We start from the raw sequence: 18341 nt of genomic DNA on the forward strand, positions 1-18341 counted from the left end.
CTGGTGTCACCGGCCCTCCGGTGCCCTCCCCTGCCCGCGTCCCCCCGCCCTGGAGCACTGTGTCCCACGATCCCGCGCGCCTGAGCAGCACCCTCGACCAGCTGGACGCCGTCCTCTTCGATCTGGACGGGGTGCTCACCCCGACCGCTGTCGTGCACATGCACGCCTGGTCCCGGCTGTTCACCCCGGTGCTCGCCGCCCACGGCGCGACGCCCTACACCGACGCCGACTACTTCGCGTACATCGACGGTAAGCCCCGCTACGACGGCGTGCGCAGCCTGCTGACCAGCCGCGGCATCGAGCTGCCCTGGGGCGACCCCTCGGACGGCCCGGAGGCTGAGACGGTCTGCGGCCTGGGCAACCGGAAGAACGCCGTCTTCACCGAGGTGCTGCGCACCGAGGGCGTCACCCCCTACCCGGGATCGGTGGCGCTCGTGGACGCGCTGATCGCGGACGGCAGGAAGGTCGCCGTGGTGTCCTCCTCCCGCAACGCTGTGCCGGTGCTGGCCGCCGCCGGCCTGACCGACCGCTTCCCGGTGGTGGTCGACGGCCTGGTGGCCGCCGAGCGCGGACTGCCCGGCAAGCCCGCCCCTGACACCTACCTGGACGCCGCCGCGCAGCTCGGGGTGCCCGCCGCCCGCGCCGTGGTGGTGGAGGACGCCGAATCCGGTGTCGCCTCCGGCCGCGCCGGTGCCTTCGGGCTGGTGGTCGGCGTCGATCGTGGTGCCGGAGCCGACACCCTGATCGAGAACGGCGCAGACCTGGTCGTCCAGGACCTGGCCGAGTTGCTGTCCCCCGAGACCACCCACGACGGAAGCACCGCCCTGTGAACCACTCTTCCCTGTTCACCCCCGACCCCATCGACCGGCACCGGTTCCCACCGGATGCCTGGGGCCTGCGGGAGACCCGCTACGACGCCGGCGATCTGGGCCGTTCCGAGACGCTGTTCGCGGTCGGCAACGGCTATCTCGGCATGCGCGGCAATGTCGAGGAGGGCCGGGATTCCTTCGCCCACGGCACCTTCATCAACGGCTTCCATGAGACGTGGCCGATCCGGCACGCCGAGGAGGCCTACGGCTTCGCCCGGGTGGGCCAGACCATCGTCAACGTGCCGGACAGCAAGATCCTGCGCTTGTACGTCGACGACGAGCCGCTGCTGCTGACCGTGGCCGACCTGCACGAGTACGAGCGGACCCTCGACTTCCGCGACGGGGTGCTGCGCCGCGAGCTGATCTGGCAGACCCCCTCGGGCAAGAAGGTCCAGGTCCGCAGCCAGCGCATGGTGTCCTTCACCGAGCGTCATCTGGCGGTGATGACCTACGAGGTCACCCTGCTGGACGCCGACGCTCCCGTGGTGGTCTCCAGCCAGATGCTCAACCGCCAGGACGGCCAGGACGAGTACCACGTGCGCGCCGCGGCGATGGGCGAGGGCTTCGACCCACGCAAGGCGGAGTCGCTGGAGAACCGGGTGCTGGTGCCGAGCCTGCACTGGGCCGCCGACGGTCGCTATGTGCTGGGCTACCGGGTCGCCGACTCCGGGATGACCCTGGCCGTGGCCGCCGACCACACCATCGACACCGAGAACTCCTACGAGGAGCGCTCCCTGGTCGAGGAGGACTTGGCCAAGCACGTCTACCGGGTGGACGCGAAGCAGGGCAAGACGATCACGATCACCAAGGTCGTGTCGTACCACTCCTCGCGCGGGGTGCCCGCCAAGGAGCTGGTCGACCGCTGCCGCCGCACCCTGGACCGGGTGGCCGCCGAAGGCGTCCAGCACCAGTTCACCGAGCAGCGGGCATGGCTGGATGCCTTCTGGACGCGCAGCGATGTCGAGGTTCCCGGGCAGCCGGAGCTCCAGCAGGCGATCCGGTGGAACCTGTTCCAGATCGCCCAGGCCACCGCCCGCGCGGAGGGCAACGGCATCCCGGCCAAGGGCTTGACCGGCTCGGGCTACTCGGGTCACTACTTCTGGGACACCGAGATCTACGTCCTGCCCTTCTTGACGTACACCTCGCCGCGGATCGCCCGCAACGCGCTCCGGTTCCGGTACACGATGCTGGACGACGCCCGCAAGCGTGCCGCCGAGCTGAACCAGAACGGTGCGCTGTTCCCCTGGCGCACGATCAACGGCGAGGAGGCCAGCGCCTACTACGCCGCCGGCACCGCGCAGTACCACATCGACGCGGATATCGCCCATGCCGTCAAGCAGTACGTCGCGGCGACCGGGGACCAGGACTTCCTGGCCCGAGAGGCGATCGACATCCTGGTGGAGACCGCCCGGATGTGGGCCGACCTCGGCTTCTGGCGCGGCCACAACGGCGACAGCACCTTCCACATCCACGGGGTCACCGGCCCTGACGAGTACACCACCGTGGTGAACGACAACCTGTTCACCAACGTGATGGCCCGCGCCAACCTGCGGGGCGCGGTCGACGCCGTGGACCGCCTGGCCAAGGACGACCCCGCCGCACACGCCGCACTGCTGGAGCGCCTGCACCTGACCCAGGACGAGCTGGACGAGTTCGCCCGGGCCGCCGAGCACATGGCGATCCCCTTCGACGAGCGACTGGGCATCCACCCGCAGGACTCGCAGTTCCTGGAGAAGGAGCTGTGGGACCTGGCCAACACCGACCCCAGCAAGCGTCCGCTGCTGCTCTACTACCACCCGCTGGTGATCTACCGGTTCCAGGTGCTCAAGCAGGCCGATGTGGTGCTGGCACTGTTCCTGCAGGGTGACCAGTTCACCCTGGAGGAGAAGCTCGCGGACTTCGACTACTACGACCCGCTGACCACCGGCGACTCCACCCTGTCTGCGGTGGTGCAGTCGATCATCGCCAGCGAGGTCGGCTACCAGGAGTTGGCGCTGCGCTACTTCAACTCCGCGGTCTACGTCGACCTGGCCGACCTGCACCACAACACCTCCGACGGGGTGCACGTCGCCTCGTTGGGCGGGGTGTGGAGCGCCCTGGCCTGCGGTTTCGGTGGCATGCGCGACCACGAGGGCGTCATCACCCTCGACCCGCGCCTGCCCGAGGTCTGGGACGGTCTGACCTACCGGATCACCCTGCACAGCACCCGGGTCCGGGTGGATGTGCGGCACACCGAGCTGCGCCTGACTGTCGAGGACGGCGAGGAGGCACAGCTGCTGGTCCGCGGCGAGGCGGTCACCGTCAGGGCCGGTGAGCCGGTCACGGTGACGCTAGCCCCCGCGCCCCGTCTGATCGGGACGCCGACCGTCCGGGACATCGAGGGCAGCCGCCGGGCGGACGGGACGCTGATCACCGCGTCGGTGCCGGACCACCCGGCGGTGACCCCGCCGCCCGCCCCCGCAGGCTGATCCACCACGGGTACCCAGGGCGCTCACACCCCTGGGTACCCGTGACCGGTTTATCGTCACTGGCAGTCGACTTCCGAGGGAGCTGCCCGTGGACCGTGCCCAGATCTTCGCCCTGATCGCCGGGGCCGTGGTGGTCACCGCCGTCTGCCGTCGTCGTGGTTGGTCCGCCCCGCTGGTGCTGGTGGCCGCGGGCCTGGTGGTGTCGTACATCCCGGGTGTGCCGGAGTACGACATCGACCCGCAGCTGATCCTGGAGTTCGTGCTGCCGCCGCTGCTGTTCTCCGCTGCGCGGTCCTCGTCGTATCAGGACATGCGGCGCTCGTTGAACTCCATCGTGCGCCTGGGCGTGGGCCTGGTGCTGGTCTCTGCGGTGGCGGTGGCCCTGGTGGCCTGGGCGCTGATCCCGGACCTGCCCTTCGCCGCGGCACTGGTGCTGGGCGCGGTGGTCGCTCCCCCGGATGCGGTGGCGGCTGCTGCGGTGGGCCGGAAGTTGGGTCTGCCGCGCCGGGTAATGACGGTGATTTCTGGGGAGAGTCTGATCAACGACGCCACCTCACTGACCCTGTACAAGGTGGCGCTGGCCGGTGCCGCCTCCGGGGCGTGGGCGTTCTCCGAGGGGCTGACCACCTTCGCGTTGGCCGTGCTGGTCGGGGTGGCGCTGGGTCTGGTGATCGGCTGGGTGGTGCACCAGCTGCGGCTGCGCTTCGACGACTCGGTGGTGTCCTCGACCATCGCGCTGCTCACCCCCTTCGCGTGCTACTGGGGTGCCGAGCACCTGGGCGGCTCCGGGGTGTTGGCCGTGGTCGCCGCCGGGCTGTACCTGGGCCATACCGCGCCGAGTGCCGGATATGCCACGCGGCTGGTGCAGGACCCGATCTGGGAGACCCTGGATCTGCTGTTGGAGTCCTTCACCTTTGCCCTGATCGGGGTGCAGCTGCCCTGGCTGATCGCGGATGTGAACGCCTCCAACCAGGGTCTGGGCACCGCGCTGCTGCTGGCCGCGGCGGTGCTGGGCACGGCGATGGTGGTGCGCCCGCTGTACGTCTTCGCCACCGCCTGGGTGGATCATCTGCGCCTGCCCGGCTCGCACCGCGACCATTCCGACGCCCTGTCGGTGAAGGAGTCGGCGGTGGTCTCCTGGGCCGGGATGCGCGGCGTGGTGACCCTGGCGGCGGCAGCCGGTATCCCCGCGTTGGCCGGGGGTGTCGCGTTCCCGGATCGGGCGACGCTTCAGCTCGTCGCGTACAGCGTGGCCATCGGCACCCTGTTGCTCCAGGGACTCACTCTGCCGTGGTTGATCCACCGCCTGGGGGTGCGTTCGGACGACGGCATTCGGGACCGCGCGCAGGAGGCTCGCCTGCGGATCTCCACTGCGAAGGCCGCCCAGCAGGTGATCGAGGAGCGCCGGGAGCAGTGGACACCGCAGATCGGTGCCAAGAAGGCGGCCCTGCTCACCCAGGGGCTGGCCGAGGGCATCGCGCGCAAGGAGAAGGCCACCGCGATCATGTTGGACCCGTCCATCGCCAGTGAGGAGGACCTGGCCCGGGTCAGCTCGAGCCGCAGCCGGGCGATGCAGGACCTGCGCCGGGACATCGTGGCTGCTCAGCGCGCTGCCCTGGTGGCCGAGCGGGATGCGGGCAACATCGACGAGGTCGTGATGCGTCAGGTGCTCCGGGAGCTGGATCTGGAGGACGAGTCCTTGGACGCCGCCCCCATCAATCGGATCTAGCCGAAACCCACTCAAAGCGCCCGGGTCGAAGGTCCGTGGGACATGGGGCCCAGACTTTGTGAATGCAATCACTTAGTCTGTTTTCACGAGGTCACCGTCGCCCTCAGCCCATCGGAATCGAGCACACGGGAGACCCGCGTGACCACCACCACGAGCACCGACACCGGCGTCACCGCCGCGATCGACCAGCTGGTCGCCGGCGCCACCAAGGCCCTGGCCGAGTACGCCCGCTTCACCCAGGAGGATGTCGACCGCCTGGTGAAGAAGGCCGCCGTCGCCGCCCTGGACCAGCACGGTCACCTGGCCGAGCTCGCCGTGAACGAGACCGGCCGCGGCGTGTTCGAGGACAAGGCCGTCAAGAACATCTTCGCCTGCGAGCACGTCACCAACTCGATGTCGTCCCTCAAGACGGTGGGCGTGATCAACGAGGACGAGATCAACGGCATCACCGAGATCGCCGAGCCGGTGGGCGTCATCTGCGCGATGACCCCGGTGACCAACCCCACCTCCACCGCGATCTTCAAGGCCCTGATCGCGCTGAAGACCCGCAACCCGATCATCTTCGCCTTCCACCCGAACGCGCAGCAGTCCTCCGTGGCCGCCGCCACGGTGGTCCGCGACGCCGCGGTGGCCGCCGGTGCCCCCGAGCACTGCATCCAGTGGGTCGAGGCCCCCTCGATGGAGGCGACCAGCACGCTGATGAACCACCCCGGGGTCTCCACGATCCTGGCCACCGGTGGCAACGCGATGGTGAAGTCGGCCTACTCCTGCGGCAAGCCCGCCCTCGGCGTCGGTGCCGGCAACGTCCCCGCCTACATCGAGAAGTCGGCCAAGCTCAAGCGTGCGGTCAACGACGTGGTGCTGAGCAAGGCCTTCGACAACGGCATGATCTGCGCCTCCGAGCAGGCCGTCATCCTCGACGACGAGATCTACGACGCTGCCCTGGCCGAGTTCGCCGTCCTGCACGCCTACAAGGTGAGCAAGAAGGAGAAGGCGCTGCTGGAGAAGTTCATCTTCGGTGTCGAGGCCAAGGGCAAGAACTGCGCCGACGCGAAGCTGAACCCCACCGTGGTCGGCAAGTCGCCGCAGTGGATCGCGGAGCAGGCCGGGTTCACGGTCCCCGAGGGCACCTCGATCATCCTGGCCGAGGTCTCCGGCGTCGGCCCGCACGAGCCGCTCACCCGGGAGAAGCTCTGCCCGGTGCTCGCCGTCCTGCGCGCCACCAGCACCGAGCACGGCTTCCAACTCGCCGAGCAGATGGTGGAGTTCGACGGTCTGGGTCACTCCGCCGCGATCCACACCCAGGACGACGCACTGACCGTCGAGTACGGCCGCCGGGTCAAGGCGATCCGGGTGATCTGCAACGCCCCGTCCTCCCTTGGTGGCATCGGCGACATCTACAACGCCTTCATCCCCTCGCTGACCCTGGGCTGCGGCTCCTACGGCCACAACTCGGTGTCCAACAACGTGTCGGCGATCAACCTGGTGAACATCAAGCGCGTGGGCCGGAGGAACAACAACTTGCAGTGGTTCAAGGTCCCGGCCAAGACGTACTTCGAGCCGAACGCCATCCGCTACCTGTCCGACATGGCCGACGTCGAGCGCGTCACCATCGTCACCGACTCCACGATGACCACCCTGGGATTCGTCGACAAGGTGCTGGACGTGCTGAACCGCCGCCCGAACAAGGTGTCGGTGCAGATCATCGACCAGGTCGAGCCGGAGCCCTCGGTGCAGACCGTGCAGGCCGGTGCGGCGCAGATGCGGCACTTCCGCCCGGACACGATCATCGCGCTGGGCGGTGGCTCCCCGATGGACGCCGCCAAGGTGATGTGGCTGCTGTACGAGCACCCGGAGATCGTCTTCAGCGACCTGAAGCAGAAGTTCTTCGACGTGCGCAAGCGTGCGTTCAAGTTCCCGATCCTGGGTGACCTGGCCAAGCTGGTCTGCATCCCCACCACCTCAGGCACCGGTGCCGAGGTCACCCCCTTCGCGGTGATCTCCGACCCGGAGGCCGGCAAGAAGTACCCCCTGGCCGACTACGCGCTGACCCCGACCGTGGCGATCATCGACCCGGTGCTGACCTCCAAGATGCCCGCGAGCCTGGCGGCGGACTCCGGATTCGACGCGCTGACCCACGCCACCGAGGCCTTCGTCGCGGTCTACGCGAACGACTTCACCGACGGCATGGCGTTGCAGGCGATCCGGCTGATCTTCGACAACCTGGCCCAGTCCGTGAACGGTGACCCCGCCGACCCGGCGACCAAGGCCGCGCGGGAGAAGATGCACAACGCCGGCACCATCGCGGGCATGGCCTTCGGTAACGCGTTCCTCGGGATCGTGCACGCCATGGCCCACGTGATCGGCTCGACCTACCACCTGGTGCACGGCCGGACCAACGCGACCCTGCTGCCGCACGTGATCCGGTACAACGGTCAAATCCCGACCAAGCTCACCAGCTGGCCGAAGTACGAGCACTACGTCGCCCCGGAGCGCTTCCAGCAGATCGCCGCGATGCTGGGCCTGCCGGCCGAGACCCCGGAGCAGGGCGTGGAGTCCTACGCCCTGGCGGTCGAGGCCCTGCGCGCCAAGGTCGGTATCCCGAACTCCTTCCAGGCCCAGGGCGTGGACGAGCAGGAGTTCATCGCCCGCCTGGACGAGGTGGCGATGGGTGCCTACGAGGACCAGTGCGCCCCGGCCAACCCGCGGATGCCGATGCGCGAGGACATGAAGGAGATCATGACCGCCGCGTACTACGGCACCTCCGTCGCCGATGTGAAGGCCCGCAAGCAGGAGGCACCGGCCTCCTGACCCGCGACCGGTGCCCCGTCCACTCCGGCAGTGGACGGGGCACCGGCATGTCCAGCTATCACTCAGCACCGGATGCCACACTCATCCGATGCGCCGCACTCCAGCCGCCCTCACCGTGACCACACTGCCGCTCGCTGCCCTGCTGTTGGTGGGCTGCGCCGAGGCCCAGAACGCCGTCGACCAGGCCCGTGATGCCGTGGAATCTGCCGGGGCCACCGTCGACCGCCTGGGGGAGATCGCCGACCAGGCCGCCGCGAGCATCGACCAGGCCGGTACCGCGCTGAGCGACGCACGGGAGCGGGTCACCGGCACCACCGACGCCGCCCAGAACGCGGTCACCGAGGCCTCCACCGCACTGGACGGGGCCACCGCCGCGGTGGATGCCGCCGCCGCGAATGGGTCGCAGGCCGCCGCCGATCAGCTCACCCAGGCTCAGAGCGACCTGGATGCTGCCCGTACCGCGCTGGACTCCGCCGCCTCCGGCGTGGACCAGGCCACCGCCGACGCCCTGCGTGCGCTGTCCGATCAGTTGGAGCGCGTGGCGGGAGATGTCGCCTCCGCGCAGGGCTGAGAATCCTCCGATGGAAGCCTTGCCCGGACCCGCCGCCTGCCGATCTGCCTGGGTATGACTGCCCACCGCACCACCCTGCGCAAGCGGCAGCACGCCGCATGGTGGGTGGTGTGCGCCTGGACCTCGCTGCTGGTCCTGGTGGTGGTCGGCCTGCTCGCCGCCGCTGGACTGTGAGCCCACGCCCCACCCGTCCGGACTACCCTCGGCGGGGATGAGCACCGACAACCTGCCCACCGGACGCTGGCGCGATGTCGCCCACGCCACCGGCCTGCTCGGCGACGACGGCCAGCTGCACGCGACGATCTTCACCGAGATGTCCGCGCTCGCCGCCCGCACCGGAGCCCTCAACCTCGGCCAGGGTTTCCCCGACGTCGACGGCCCTGAGTCGGTCAAGCGCGCCGCCACCGCGGCGATCACCGCCGGTGCCAACCAGTACCCGCCCGGACCAGGCATCCCCGAGCTGCGCACGGCAGTGGCCGCACACCAGCGACGGCATTACGGCCTGGACCTCGACCCCGACCGCGAGGTACTGATCACCACCGGTGCCACCGAGGCACTGGCCGCGACCATCCTGGCGCTGACCGGCCCCGGGGATGAGGTGCTGACCCTCGAGCCGTTCTACGACTCCTACGCCGCCGTCATTGCCCTGGCCGGTGCCCGGCACACCACCGTCGCCCTGCGTCCGACCCCGGACGGCTTCCGCCTGGACCCGGAGGAGGTGCACGCCGCGGTCACCGATCGAACCCGGATCATCCTGATCAACACCCCGCACAACCCGACCGGAGCCGTTCTCACCGCCGAGGAGCTGACCCACGTGGTGGCTGCCGCCGAGCGGCACGATGCGCTGATCCTCACCGATGAGGTCTACGAGCACCTGGTCTACGACGACGCCCGGCACATCCCGGTTGCCACCCTGCCCGGTGCGGCCCAGCGGACCCTGAGCGTGTCCTCCGCGGGCAAGACCTTCTCCTTCACCGGGTGGAAGATCGGCTGGTTGACCGGCCCAGCGGCGCTGGTGGACGCGGTGCGGACCGTGAAGCAGTTCCTCACCTTCACCACCGGGGCACCCTTCCAGCCCGCGATCGCGCACGCCCTGGCGTTGGAGACCCTGACCGACCCCGACTCCGGCTGGATCGCCACGCTCCGGGATTCGCTGGCCACCCGCCGGGATCTGCTCAGCGCCGGGCTGTCCGCAGCGGGATTCGAGGTGACCCCGGCGCGGGGCACGTACTTCGTGATCGCCGACGCCGCCCCGCTGGGCGTGCAGGACGCGGCGCAGTTCAGCCGGGAACTGCCCGAGCGGGCCGGTGTGGTCGGGGTACCGGTCAGGGCCTTCACCCGCACCCCCGGACTACTCGCCTCGGCCGTGCGCTTCACCTATGTCAAACAGGAGGCGGTGCTGCGCGAGGCCGTCGCCCGACTGGAGAGGATCCGCCCATGACTGAGTTCATCGACCTGCCCGCCGGGGATCCACTCTGGTCGCAGGCACTGCCTGTCCTCCAGGAGCTCCGGCCCGAGCTGACCGCCGAGCAGCTGGACCAGGTGCTCGCCGAGGGCACTCCCCAGGGCCTGCGCTTCACCGCCGCCGTGGACGGCGGCATCGTCCGGGCGGTGGCCGGCTGGCGGATCCTCGCCAACACCCACGCCCTGCGCAAGCTCTACGTCGACGACCTCAGCACCGCCGCCACCGAACGTTCCCGCGGCTACGGCTCCGCTCTGCTCGGCGAGCTCACCCGCCGCGCCCGCGAGCTGGGTTGCCGGGTGATCGACCTGGACTCGGGTGTGCAGCGGTTCGACGCGCACCGGTTCTACCTGCGCGAGCGGATGCACATCAGCTCGCACCATTTCACTCAACTCCTGGACTGACCACTCAGTCCCATCCTCCCGGTGGCGCGGCTCTGCCAGGCTGCGGCCCATGAAGCTCTTCAAGAACGCCCGCAACACGACGCAGGTCCCGACTCCCGACGCAGGTCCGGCGATCGCGGCGTTCTGGTCCTGGTGGACGGCCAACGCCGACCGGCTCGCCGCCACCTTCGACGCCCGGGACGTGGAAGCGATCAACCGACTCGGCGAGGAAACCGCCCAGCAGGTCACCGCCATCGACCCGGATCTGACCTTCGAGTACGGGCCCGGCGACAGCTCACGGCACCGGCTGATGGTGACCGCCTCCGGTAACCCGCGGCTCCGGGCCCTGGCCGATCAGTGGCTGGCGGCTGCTCCCCCGGCCGACGAGGCCTTCGCCTTCGACTCCTGGAAGCAGCCGAACCCGAACCCGGGCGACATCGTTCTCGGGCTCGGTGAGGTACGGGTCGACCTGGTCTCGTCCACCGTGGCGCTCGCCCCGGACGGTGCCCGCACCGCCGTCGAGCTGTTCCACCCCGGATTCGCGGAGCTGCCGGACGAGGTCCGCGGCCAGATCACCTTCCTGTTCCTCGACATGACCGTCGGTGAGCAGGTCGTCGAGACCCGGATCGGTCGGGTCAGCTGGACGGACACCGAGCCCGCGGGCGCGGTCCCCCTGACCACGCTGCCGAGCCTCCTGGTCTGACGGCAGCCGGTCAGCCCGCCGGGGAGTGCTCGGTGTGCGACCACCCGCCGCGGCGGTAGGCCGGGGTGGCCAGGGCCAGCACCAGCAGCGCGGTCACTGCCGCACCGAACATCACGGTGCCCATCGCCGTGGCGTCCTCACCGAGCACGCCGACCAGCGGGCTGACCAGACCGGCCACCCCTGCCTGGCAGGCACCGATGAAGGCCGCCGCTGTCCCCGCCCGCTCCCCGTGCCGGGACAGCGCGATCGCCGAGGCGTTCGGCGGGATGAAGTTGAGGATCGACAGCAGCAGGAACAGCACGACCAACAGACCGATCAGCCCGCCGGTGTCGGTGAGCACCAGGCCGAGCAGCACGGCGGTCAGGGCCACCGCCACCGGCAGGGCGGTCCGGATGATCCGGATCGGCGCGACCCGGCGGACCACCGAGGCGTTGACCTGCGCCCCCGCGACCAGACCCAGTCCGTTCACCGCGAAGATCAGCGCGAACTGGTTCGGCGACAGGTCGAATCCCTCGCGCAGCACGAACGGTGATCCGACCACGTAGCTCATCAGCACCGCCTGTCCGAGGCCCGGCATCACGGCCAGCGCCACGAAGTGCCGGTCCCGGATCAACACCCGGTACCCACGCCAGGCCCCGGCAGCGGTGCTGAGTCGACGCTCTGCGGGCAAGGTCTCCGGCAGCTTCGCCAGGACGACGAACCAGAGCACGACGCCGTACACACCCAGCGCCGCGAACACCGCACGCCAGCCCCACTGCCCGGCGATCAGCCCGCCCACCGAGGGCGCGAACAGCGGCGCGACGCCGATCACCAGCATCAGCCGGGACAGCAGTCGGGAGGCGTCCGGTCCGACGAACCGGTCCCGGATCACGGCCATCGCCACCACGGTGGCCGCAGCGTTGAAGAATCCCTGGGCCGACCGCAGCAGGATCAGCGGCACGATGGCCGGGCTGATTGCGCACAGCAGCGAGGTCAGCACATGCAGCGCGACCCCGATCAACACCGGACGACGGCGGCCGAAGCGGTCGGAGAGCGGCCCGATGACCAGCTGACCGACGGCACCGCCGATCATCATGCAGGTGATGGTCAGCTGCGCCATCGTCCCGCTGGTGTGCAGGTCCGCGGCCACATCGGGCAGCGAGGGCAGGTAGATGTCGGTGGAGATCGCCGGGAGGGCGGTCATCACGCCGAGCATGAGGACGTATTTGGCGGTATGGCGGCTGGCGGGAGTCTGCGGCTTCATCTCGTCCGCCATGGTCCCATGGCGTCAAAGAGGGTCGCGAATCGATTCGATCTACGCCCTCGGCGGGCGATCCCGCCCGGGGCGGGTCAGATCCGGTCGACGCGGACCGGCGACATCCGCCCGATCCCCTGCAACTCCCGCTCCGGCAGCTCGGTCAGCCGCACCCCGGCATCCCCGGCCAGCAACCGAGCGGTGGCCGGATCGGTCAGCACAGTGGACGGTTCGGCGATGTCGGTCAGCCGAGCCGCCACATTCACCGACGGGCCGAAGACATCACCGAACCGGGACAGCACCCGACCCCACACCACACTCACCCGCACCGGCGTCACGCCGCGCGCACCCTCGGCCAGCCCGCCGACCGCGCGTTCCCGCTCCACGTCCAAGTCTCCGCCCAGCACCCGGGCCAGCTCGGTGGCTACCCGCGCGCCGGTGCCGATGTCATCGGCGACGAACAGCACCGCGTCACCGATGGTCTTGACCACCCGACCACCGGTGGCGGTCACCACATCGCGGACGATGGTCTCGAACCGCTGCACGAAGTCCGACAGGTCGGTCGACCCCAGGCCGGCGGTGCGCCGGGTGAAGGACACCATGTCCGCGAATCCGACCGCCCGGGCCAACGGCAGGGCGGTGGGGTCGGTCTCCTCCGTGCCACCGTCGGCGAACTCCACGGCGTAGCGACTGGCGATGGCAGCCAGCTGTCGACGGTAGGAGTGCACCAGTTGGTCGACCAGCACCGGGGCCAACTCGTCGAGCTCATCCAGTACCGCACGTCGGGCCGAGGGGTCGTCCAGGCCCTGACGGGTGGTCATGTCCTCCACCAGTGCCTCGACCTGCCAGAGCGCCAACCGATCGCCGGTGTGCCCGAGCGCCCGGGTCAGCGAGATCATCGTGTGCTGGTCGACTTTGCCCTCGCGCAGCAGCGCCATCGTGCGCTCCACGGCCTCGGCGTCGGCTTCGGTGAAGGCGACGTCGTCGGCATCCGGGTGGGGCAGGCCCAGCGTCCGCCAGTACAGCCGCACCAGATCCAGCTCCACGCCGGAGCGGGCCGCCAGATCACGCAGGGTCAGGGTGCGCGGGCCTCCGAGCAGCGCGGCGTCCAGCCGAGCAGCCCGCCCTGCGGAGGTCGTTGCATCACTCACCCGCCCGAGCCTAGTTCACCGCGCGGCCTGACGTGACGCAGGTCACCTGCGGTCAGGGTGCGTTCACCGGCGTCGGTGGCGACCGCCAGCGCCGCATGCTCATCGATTCGCACCGCCCGTCCGGTCAGCCGTTCTCCGCCGGGCAGATCGGCCTCGATCTCGGTGCCGAGGGTGACGCAGCGGGCCCGGACCTCGTCCTCGACGGCCCGGTCGCGCGCCCCGGCTGCGAGCGCCAGCACCTCATGCACCACGGCGATGGCCAGGGCGGTGCGGTCCATGCCCGGTGCCCCAGCCGTGCGCAGCGATCCGGCGTGCGGCACCGGCAGCTCGGCCGGGGACTGGTCGACGTTGATCCCCACCCCGGCGATCACCACATCCCCGACCGTCTCGTTGAGGATGCCCACTCCCTTGCGATGTGCCCCCCACCCAGCCACGGGCACCGGGTCGGGCAGCAGCACGTCATTCGGCCACTTGAGCACCGGGGTCAGGCCGGTGACCTGCTCGACAGCACGGGCGACCGCCAGCCCGGTCAGCAAGGGCAACCAGCCCCAGGACTCCCGCGAGCGCTCCGGGCGGAAGGCCACGGACAGGGTCAGCGCGGCACCGGACGGGGTCTGCCACTCGTGCCCGGCCCGACCGCGACCGGCGACCTGGTGTTCGGCGCTGAGCAGCATCGGACCACCCCAGGGACGGTCGGTGATGAGCGCGCGCAGCTCAGTGTTGGTCGAGCCGACTTCCCTGCGCAGAAGCAGCCCGCCGGTCAGTACCACGTCGAGCGCGGCGTGCAGGCGGCGGGTGTCGAGTGGGCGACGGGACGCGGTCATCCCGGCATTGTGGCAACCCCACACCCCGCGCGCTGCGACCCTGCGGCCAGCCGCACTGTCCCGCGCGCCCCGGCGAACTACGCTCATGCGGGTGACCGAGTCCCTGCCGCCCGCCGCCGCGCCGTCCACCGCCGCCAAGTTGGCCGACCTCGCCGACCGCCACCAGCGCGCCGTGGTCGACGCCGAGCAGAACGCCGCCGCCAAGCAGCACGCCCGCGGCAAGCGCACCGCCCGTGAGCGCATCGAGTCCCTGCTCGACCCGGGATCGTTCACGGAGATCGACGCCTTCGTCCGGCACCGCTCAACCAACTTCGGGCTCGATGCCAAGCGCATCCCCGGTGACGGAGTGGTCGTCGGGCACGGCACCATCGACGGTCGCCCGGTGGCGGTGTACTCCCAGGACTTCACGGTCTTCGGCGGGAGCCTGGGCGAGGTGCACGGGCAGAAGATCACCAAGGTGATGGACCTGGCGCTGCGCACCGGTGTCCCCCTGATCGGCATCTCCGACGGCGGCGGTGCCCGCATCCAGGAGGGTGTCGCCGGACTGACCCAGTTCGCGGAGATCTTCCGGCGCAATGTCGCCGCCTCCGGTGTCATCCCGCAGATCAGCCTGATCCTCGGGCCCTCGGCCGGTGGCGCGGTGTACTCCCCCGCGCTGACCGACTTCATCGTGATGGCCGACGGGACCTCCAACATGTTCATCACCGGGCCGGATGTGATCCGCGCGGTCACCGGTGAGGACGTCGGATTCGAGGAGCTGGGCGGGGCCACCACCCACAACACCAAGTCCGGTGTGGCGCACTACCTGGCCACCGACGAGGACGACGCCCTGGACTACGTCCGCCAGCTGGTCGGCTACCTGCCGCAGAACAACCTCTCCGACCCGCCGGTGTGGCCGGTCGAGGAGGACGACACCACCGAGGTGACCGACCTCGACCTGGAACTCGACTCCCTGGTGCCGGATTCGGACAACCAGCCCTATGACATGCGCACCGTGGTCGAGCACGTGCTGGACGACGGCGAGCTGTTGGAGGTGCAGCCGCTGTTCGCGCGCAACGTCCTGGTCGGCTTCGGCCGGGTCGAGGGTCGCTCGGTGGGCATCGTGGCCAACCAGCCGTTGACCATGGCCGGCACGTTGGACATCGACGCGGCGGAGAAGGCCGCGCGGTTCGTGCGGACCTGCGACGCCTTCAACATCCCGGTGCTGACCTTCGTGGATGTGCCCGGGTTCCTGCCCGGCACCGACCAGGAGTGGAACGGCATCATCCGGCGCGGTGCCAAGCTGATCTACGCCTACGCCGAGGCCACCGTCCCGCTGGTCACCGTGATCACCCGCAAGGCCTACGGCGGTGCCTACATCGTGATGGGCTCCAAGCAGCTGGGCGCTGATGTGAACCTGGCCTGGCCCACCGCGCAGGTCGCCGTGATGGGTGCCGGTGGTGCGGTGAACATCCTGCAGCGCGGCGCGCTCAAGGCCGTCGCCGAGGCCGGTGGTGATGTGGAGGCCGAGCGCGCCCGACTGACTCGCGAGTACGAGGAGGCGATCGTGAACCCCTGGGACGCTGCCGACCGCGGGTACGTCGACGCGGTGATCGCACCTGCCGAGACCCGCCCGCAGATCGTGCGGGCCCTGCGGCTGCTGCGCACCAAGCGGGCCGAGCTGCCCGCCAAGAAGCACGGGAACATCCCGCTGTGAGCGACGCGCACGATGTGAATCCGCTGTCCGGGGTCGATCCCGCGCCCTTCCACCAGCTGGTGGACGAGCTGGCCGCGACCCTGCACCGCTATGTCGACACCGCAGTGGGTGTCCGGGCGGAGTTCGGCTCCGCCGAGGCGGACGAGGACCCGCGGGTGCTGGCGCTGGAGGGGGAGGTCGGCGGCCTCAACGCCCGGCTCTATGACCTGCTGCACGGGCGACTCGGCCTGCACCCGGAGTTGACCGGGATGATCTGGGAGGGCGAGGAGCCGGAGCACCTCTCCCCGGAGGACCAGGGCAGCACCGACGAGTTCCACCTCGGATTCGTCATCGGCCTGCCGCCGGAGCCCACCGACCAGACCGCGGAGGCCGCCCTCGGCATGATCGACAACGGCGGAGCGGAGCTGGTCGACCGCCTGCTGTCTGCGGGATTCACCGTCCAGGAGTGGGGCAGTTCCCGTGGGGCACCGGTCGGATTCGACGACGACGAGGACGAGGACGACGAGGAGGGCCTGTGAGCGAGCTGCCGCATGTCCGCGTGGTCCGCGGCACCCCGGACGACGTCGAACTCGCCGCCCTGGTGGCCGGTCTGGTCGCCGCCACCGCGCACGCCGACCCGGAGGAGGCCGAGCACCCGACCGCCTGGTCCGACCGTGCCCGGGGACTGCGGGGGGCGCGCAGCGCCTGGCGACCGGGGCCTGAGACCTGGCGGTGGAGCGCGCGTTAAGGTCAGGCGGGTGAACACGTCCCGACCTCAGACTGCGATCGACCGGATCGCCGACGCCTACGTCCAGACCTTCGCCGCCCTCGACCCGGAGTCCGCCACCGCGCTGGGCATCCCGGGCCACGACGAGGAGATGACCGACCACTCCCCCGCAGGTCACCAGGCCCGCGCCGATGCGGCCCGCCACACCCTGCGCGAGCTGGACGCCGCCACCCCCGCCGATGACACCGACCGGGTGACCCTGGCCGCCATGCGCGAGCGGCTCGGCCTGGACGTCGAGCTGCACGAGGCCGGCGAGCTTCAGCGCGAGCTGAACAACATCGCCTCCCCGGTGCAGGGCATGCGCGACGTCTTCGACCTGATGCCCACCGAGGGCGTGGAGGCGTGGACCACCATCGCCCACCGCCTGGCCGCTGTGCCCCAGTCGGCCACCGGGTACATCGAGTCCCTGCGCGCGTCCGCCGCGGACGGGAACGTGCCGGCGATCCGTCAGGTGCGCGAGGCCATCACCCAGGCCGAGGAGCTGGCCGACCCGTCGACCTCGTTCTTCACCCAGTACGTCGCCGGCGAGCAGGCTGGTGCCGCCGCCGCGCAGGACCCGGCGCTCTCCGGTGCGCTGTCCGAGGGCGCCGAAGCGGCCCGAGGTGCCTACGCCGAGCTGGCCGCGTTCCTGAAGGACGAGCTGGCGCCCAAGGCACCGGAGCAGGACGCGGTGGGCCGCGAGCGCTACGCGCTGTGGTCCCGTTACTTCCTCGGTGCCACTGTGGATTTGGAAGAGACGTACCAGTGGGGCCTGGAGGAGCTGGCCCGGGTGGTCGCCGAGCAGGAGCAGGTCGCCGCCGAGATCGCCGGCCCGGGTGCCACCGTCGAGCAGGCCGTGGCCGCGCTGGATGCCGACCCGGCACGCCGCCTGGAGGGCACCGCCGCACTCCAGGAGTGGATGCAGCGCACCGCCGATGAGGCGATCACCGCCCTGGACGGCACGCACTTCACCATCGCCGAGCCGCTGCACGCGCTGGAGTGCATGATCGCGCCGACTCAGAACGGCGGGATCTACTACACCGGTCCGAGCGACGACTTCAGCCGGCCCGGCCGGATGTGGTGGTCGGTTCCGCCGGGCGTGACCACCTTCAACACCTGGCGGGAGAAGACCACCGTCTACCACGAGGGCGTGCCGGGCCATCACCTGCAGATCGCCCAGGCCGTGCACCAGCGCGAGCAGCTGAACTCCTGGCGTCGGCTGGGCTGCTGGGTCTCCGGTCACGGCGAGGGCTGGGCGCTGTACGCCGAGCGCCTGATGGCCGACCTCGGGTTCTTGGACGACGCGGGTGACCGGCTCGGCATGCTCGACGGTCAGCGGATGCGCGCCGCCCGCGTCGTGCTGGACCTGGGTGTGCACCTGGGCCTGCCCGCCCCGGCGCAGTGGGGCGGTGGCACCTGGGACGCTGACAAGGCCTGGGAGTTCCTCAAGGCCAACGTCAACATGGATGAGGGCTTCATCCGGTTCGAGCTGAACCGCTACCTGGGCTGGCCCGGGCAGGCCCCGTCCTACAAGATCGGCCAGCGGATCTGGGAGCAGACCCGCGACGCCGCGGCTGCCCGCGAGGGTGCCGCCTTCGATCTGCGGACCTTCCACGAGCGGGCGCTGAACCTCGGTGCGCTGCCGCTGGATGTGCTGCGCGAGGCCCTGGCCTGAGCAGACACGAAGCCCCTGCC

At 70.3% G+C, this 18341-nt stretch carries 16 protein-coding genes; 13 read left to right on the forward strand and 3 right to left on the reverse strand.

The window, feature by feature from the left end:
- Positions 1 to 59 precede the first annotated feature (59 nt).
- From AB0N78_RS08325 to AB0N78_RS08365, 9 genes are all read left to right on the forward strand, one after another.
- Positions 60 to 830, forward strand: a complete 771-nt coding sequence (locus AB0N78_RS08325) for a beta-phosphoglucomutase family hydrolase (protein ID WP_363388336.1) — start codon at positions 60 to 62, stop codon at positions 828 to 830.
- Positions 827 to 3337 carry a glycosyl hydrolase family 65 protein gene (locus AB0N78_RS08330; protein ID WP_363388339.1) on the forward strand — a complete coding sequence of 837 codons (2511 nt, stop codon included), beginning with the start codon at positions 827 to 829 and terminating at the stop codon, positions 3335 to 3337. The genes AB0N78_RS08325 and AB0N78_RS08330 overlap by 4 nt, the downstream gene beginning before the upstream one ends.
- An 88-nt stretch (positions 3338 to 3425) precedes the next feature.
- The gene (locus AB0N78_RS08335) at positions 3426 to 5066 is read left to right on the forward strand and encodes a Na+/H+ antiporter (RefSeq protein ID WP_363388342.1); all 1641 of its coding nucleotides are present in this window, start codon (positions 3426 to 3428) and stop codon (positions 5064 to 5066) included.
- A gap of 138 nt (positions 5067 to 5204) precedes the next feature.
- Positions 5205 to 7877: a bifunctional acetaldehyde-CoA/alcohol dehydrogenase gene (gene adhE, locus AB0N78_RS08340; RefSeq protein WP_363388345.1), complete on the forward strand. Its 2673-nt coding sequence runs from the start codon at positions 5205 to 5207 to the stop codon at positions 7875 to 7877.
- 88 nt (positions 7878 to 7965) lie between these two features.
- On the forward strand, positions 7966 to 8448 hold the full coding sequence (locus tag AB0N78_RS08345) for a hypothetical protein (RefSeq protein ID WP_363388347.1): 483 nt from the start codon (positions 7966 to 7968) through the stop codon (positions 8446 to 8448).
- 54 nt (positions 8449 to 8502) lie between these two features.
- Complete coding sequence (locus AB0N78_RS08350; protein WP_363388350.1) at positions 8503 to 8622, forward strand: molybdopterin oxidoreductase; 120 nt, start codon at positions 8503 to 8505, stop codon at positions 8620 to 8622.
- A gap of 37 nt (positions 8623 to 8659) precedes the next feature.
- Positions 8660 to 9889, forward strand: a complete 1230-nt coding sequence (locus AB0N78_RS08355; RefSeq protein WP_363388353.1) for a pyridoxal phosphate-dependent aminotransferase — start codon at positions 8660 to 8662, stop codon at positions 9887 to 9889.
- On the forward strand, positions 9886 to 10314 hold the full coding sequence (locus tag AB0N78_RS08360) for a GNAT family N-acetyltransferase (RefSeq protein WP_363388356.1): 429 nt from the start codon (positions 9886 to 9888) through the stop codon (positions 10312 to 10314). Before AB0N78_RS08355 ends, AB0N78_RS08360 begins: the two co-directional genes overlap by 4 nt.
- A 49-nt stretch (positions 10315 to 10363) precedes the next feature.
- Positions 10364 to 10996 (forward strand): hypothetical protein, encoded by a 633-nt coding sequence (locus AB0N78_RS08365; RefSeq protein WP_363388359.1) that lies wholly within the window; start codon positions 10364 to 10366, stop codon positions 10994 to 10996.
- 10 nt (positions 10997 to 11006) lie between these two features.
- Here the strand turns inward: AB0N78_RS08365 and AB0N78_RS08370 are convergent, their stop codons facing one another.
- From AB0N78_RS08370 to AB0N78_RS08380, 3 genes are all read right to left on the reverse strand, one after another.
- On the reverse strand, positions 11007 to 12251 hold the full coding sequence (locus AB0N78_RS08370; RefSeq protein WP_363388362.1) for a multidrug effflux MFS transporter: 1245 nt from the start codon (positions 12249 to 12251) through the stop codon (positions 11007 to 11009).
- Positions 12252 to 12325: 74 nt separating this feature from the next.
- On the reverse strand, positions 12326 to 13381 hold the full coding sequence (locus tag AB0N78_RS08375) for an adenylate cyclase regulatory domain-containing protein (protein WP_363388365.1): 1056 nt from the start codon (positions 13379 to 13381) through the stop codon (positions 12326 to 12328).
- Complete coding sequence (locus tag AB0N78_RS08380; RefSeq protein WP_363388368.1) at positions 13378 to 14205, reverse strand: biotin--[acetyl-CoA-carboxylase] ligase; 828 nt, start codon at positions 14203 to 14205, stop codon at positions 13378 to 13380. The genes AB0N78_RS08375 and AB0N78_RS08380 overlap by 4 nt, the downstream gene beginning before the upstream one ends.
- An 85-nt stretch (positions 14206 to 14290) precedes the next feature.
- Here AB0N78_RS08380 and AB0N78_RS08385 point away from each other — a divergent pair, with 85 nt between their 5' ends.
- From AB0N78_RS08385 to AB0N78_RS08400, 4 genes are read left to right on the forward strand one after another with little or no spacing between them, the layout of a single operon-like run.
- Positions 14291 to 15901 (forward strand): acyl-CoA carboxylase subunit beta, encoded by a 1611-nt coding sequence (locus AB0N78_RS08385; RefSeq protein ID WP_363388370.1) that lies wholly within the window; start codon positions 14291 to 14293, stop codon positions 15899 to 15901.
- A complete protein-coding gene (locus tag AB0N78_RS08390; protein WP_363388373.1) occupies positions 15898 to 16419 on the forward strand; it encodes a hypothetical protein in 522 nt (173 codons plus the stop codon). Before AB0N78_RS08385 ends, AB0N78_RS08390 begins: the two co-directional genes overlap by 4 nt.
- A complete protein-coding gene (locus AB0N78_RS08395) occupies positions 16416 to 16628 on the forward strand; it encodes an acyl-CoA carboxylase epsilon subunit (RefSeq protein WP_363388376.1) in 213 nt (70 codons plus the stop codon). Before AB0N78_RS08390 ends, AB0N78_RS08395 begins: the two co-directional genes overlap by 4 nt.
- Before the next feature lie 10 nt (positions 16629 to 16638).
- Positions 16639 to 18321 (forward strand): DUF885 domain-containing protein, encoded by a 1683-nt coding sequence (locus AB0N78_RS08400; protein WP_363388379.1) that lies wholly within the window; start codon positions 16639 to 16641, stop codon positions 18319 to 18321.
- The last annotated feature ends 20 nt before the right edge of the window (positions 18322 to 18341 follow it).

The sequence above is a fragment of the Cellulomonas sp. NPDC089187 genome (assembly GCF_040685135.1).
Lineage (GTDB): Bacteria > Actinomycetota > Actinomycetes > Actinomycetales > Cellulomonadaceae > Cellulomonas.

Excerpts from the sequence above, each read along its gene's own strand:
- AB0N78_RS08345 (WP_363388347.1), top strand. The coding sequence starts at position 7,966 with ATGCGCCGCACTCCAGCCGCCCTCACCGTGACCACACTGCCGCTCGCT.
- AB0N78_RS08350 (WP_363388350.1), top strand. The coding sequence starts at position 8,503 with ATGACTGCCCACCGCACCACCCTGCGCAAGCGGCAGCACGCCGCATGG.
- AB0N78_RS08355 (WP_363388353.1), top strand. The coding sequence starts at position 8,660 with ATGAGCACCGACAACCTGCCCACCGGACGCTGGCGCGATGTCGCCCAC.
- AB0N78_RS08360 (WP_363388356.1), top strand. The coding sequence starts at position 9,886 with ATGACTGAGTTCATCGACCTGCCCGCCGGGGATCCACTCTGGTCGCAG.
- AB0N78_RS08365 (WP_363388359.1), top strand. The coding sequence starts at position 10,364 with ATGAAGCTCTTCAAGAACGCCCGCAACACGACGCAGGTCCCGACTCCC.
- AB0N78_RS08370 (WP_363388362.1), bottom strand. The coding sequence starts at position 12,251 with ATGGCGGACGAGATGAAGCCGCAGACTCCCGCCAGCCGCCATACCGCC.
- AB0N78_RS08380 (WP_363388368.1), bottom strand. The coding sequence starts at position 14,205 with ATGACCGCGTCCCGTCGCCCACTCGACACCCGCCGCCTGCACGCCGCG.
- AB0N78_RS08385 (WP_363388370.1), top strand. The coding sequence starts at position 14,291 with ATGCGGGTGACCGAGTCCCTGCCGCCCGCCGCCGCGCCGTCCACCGCC.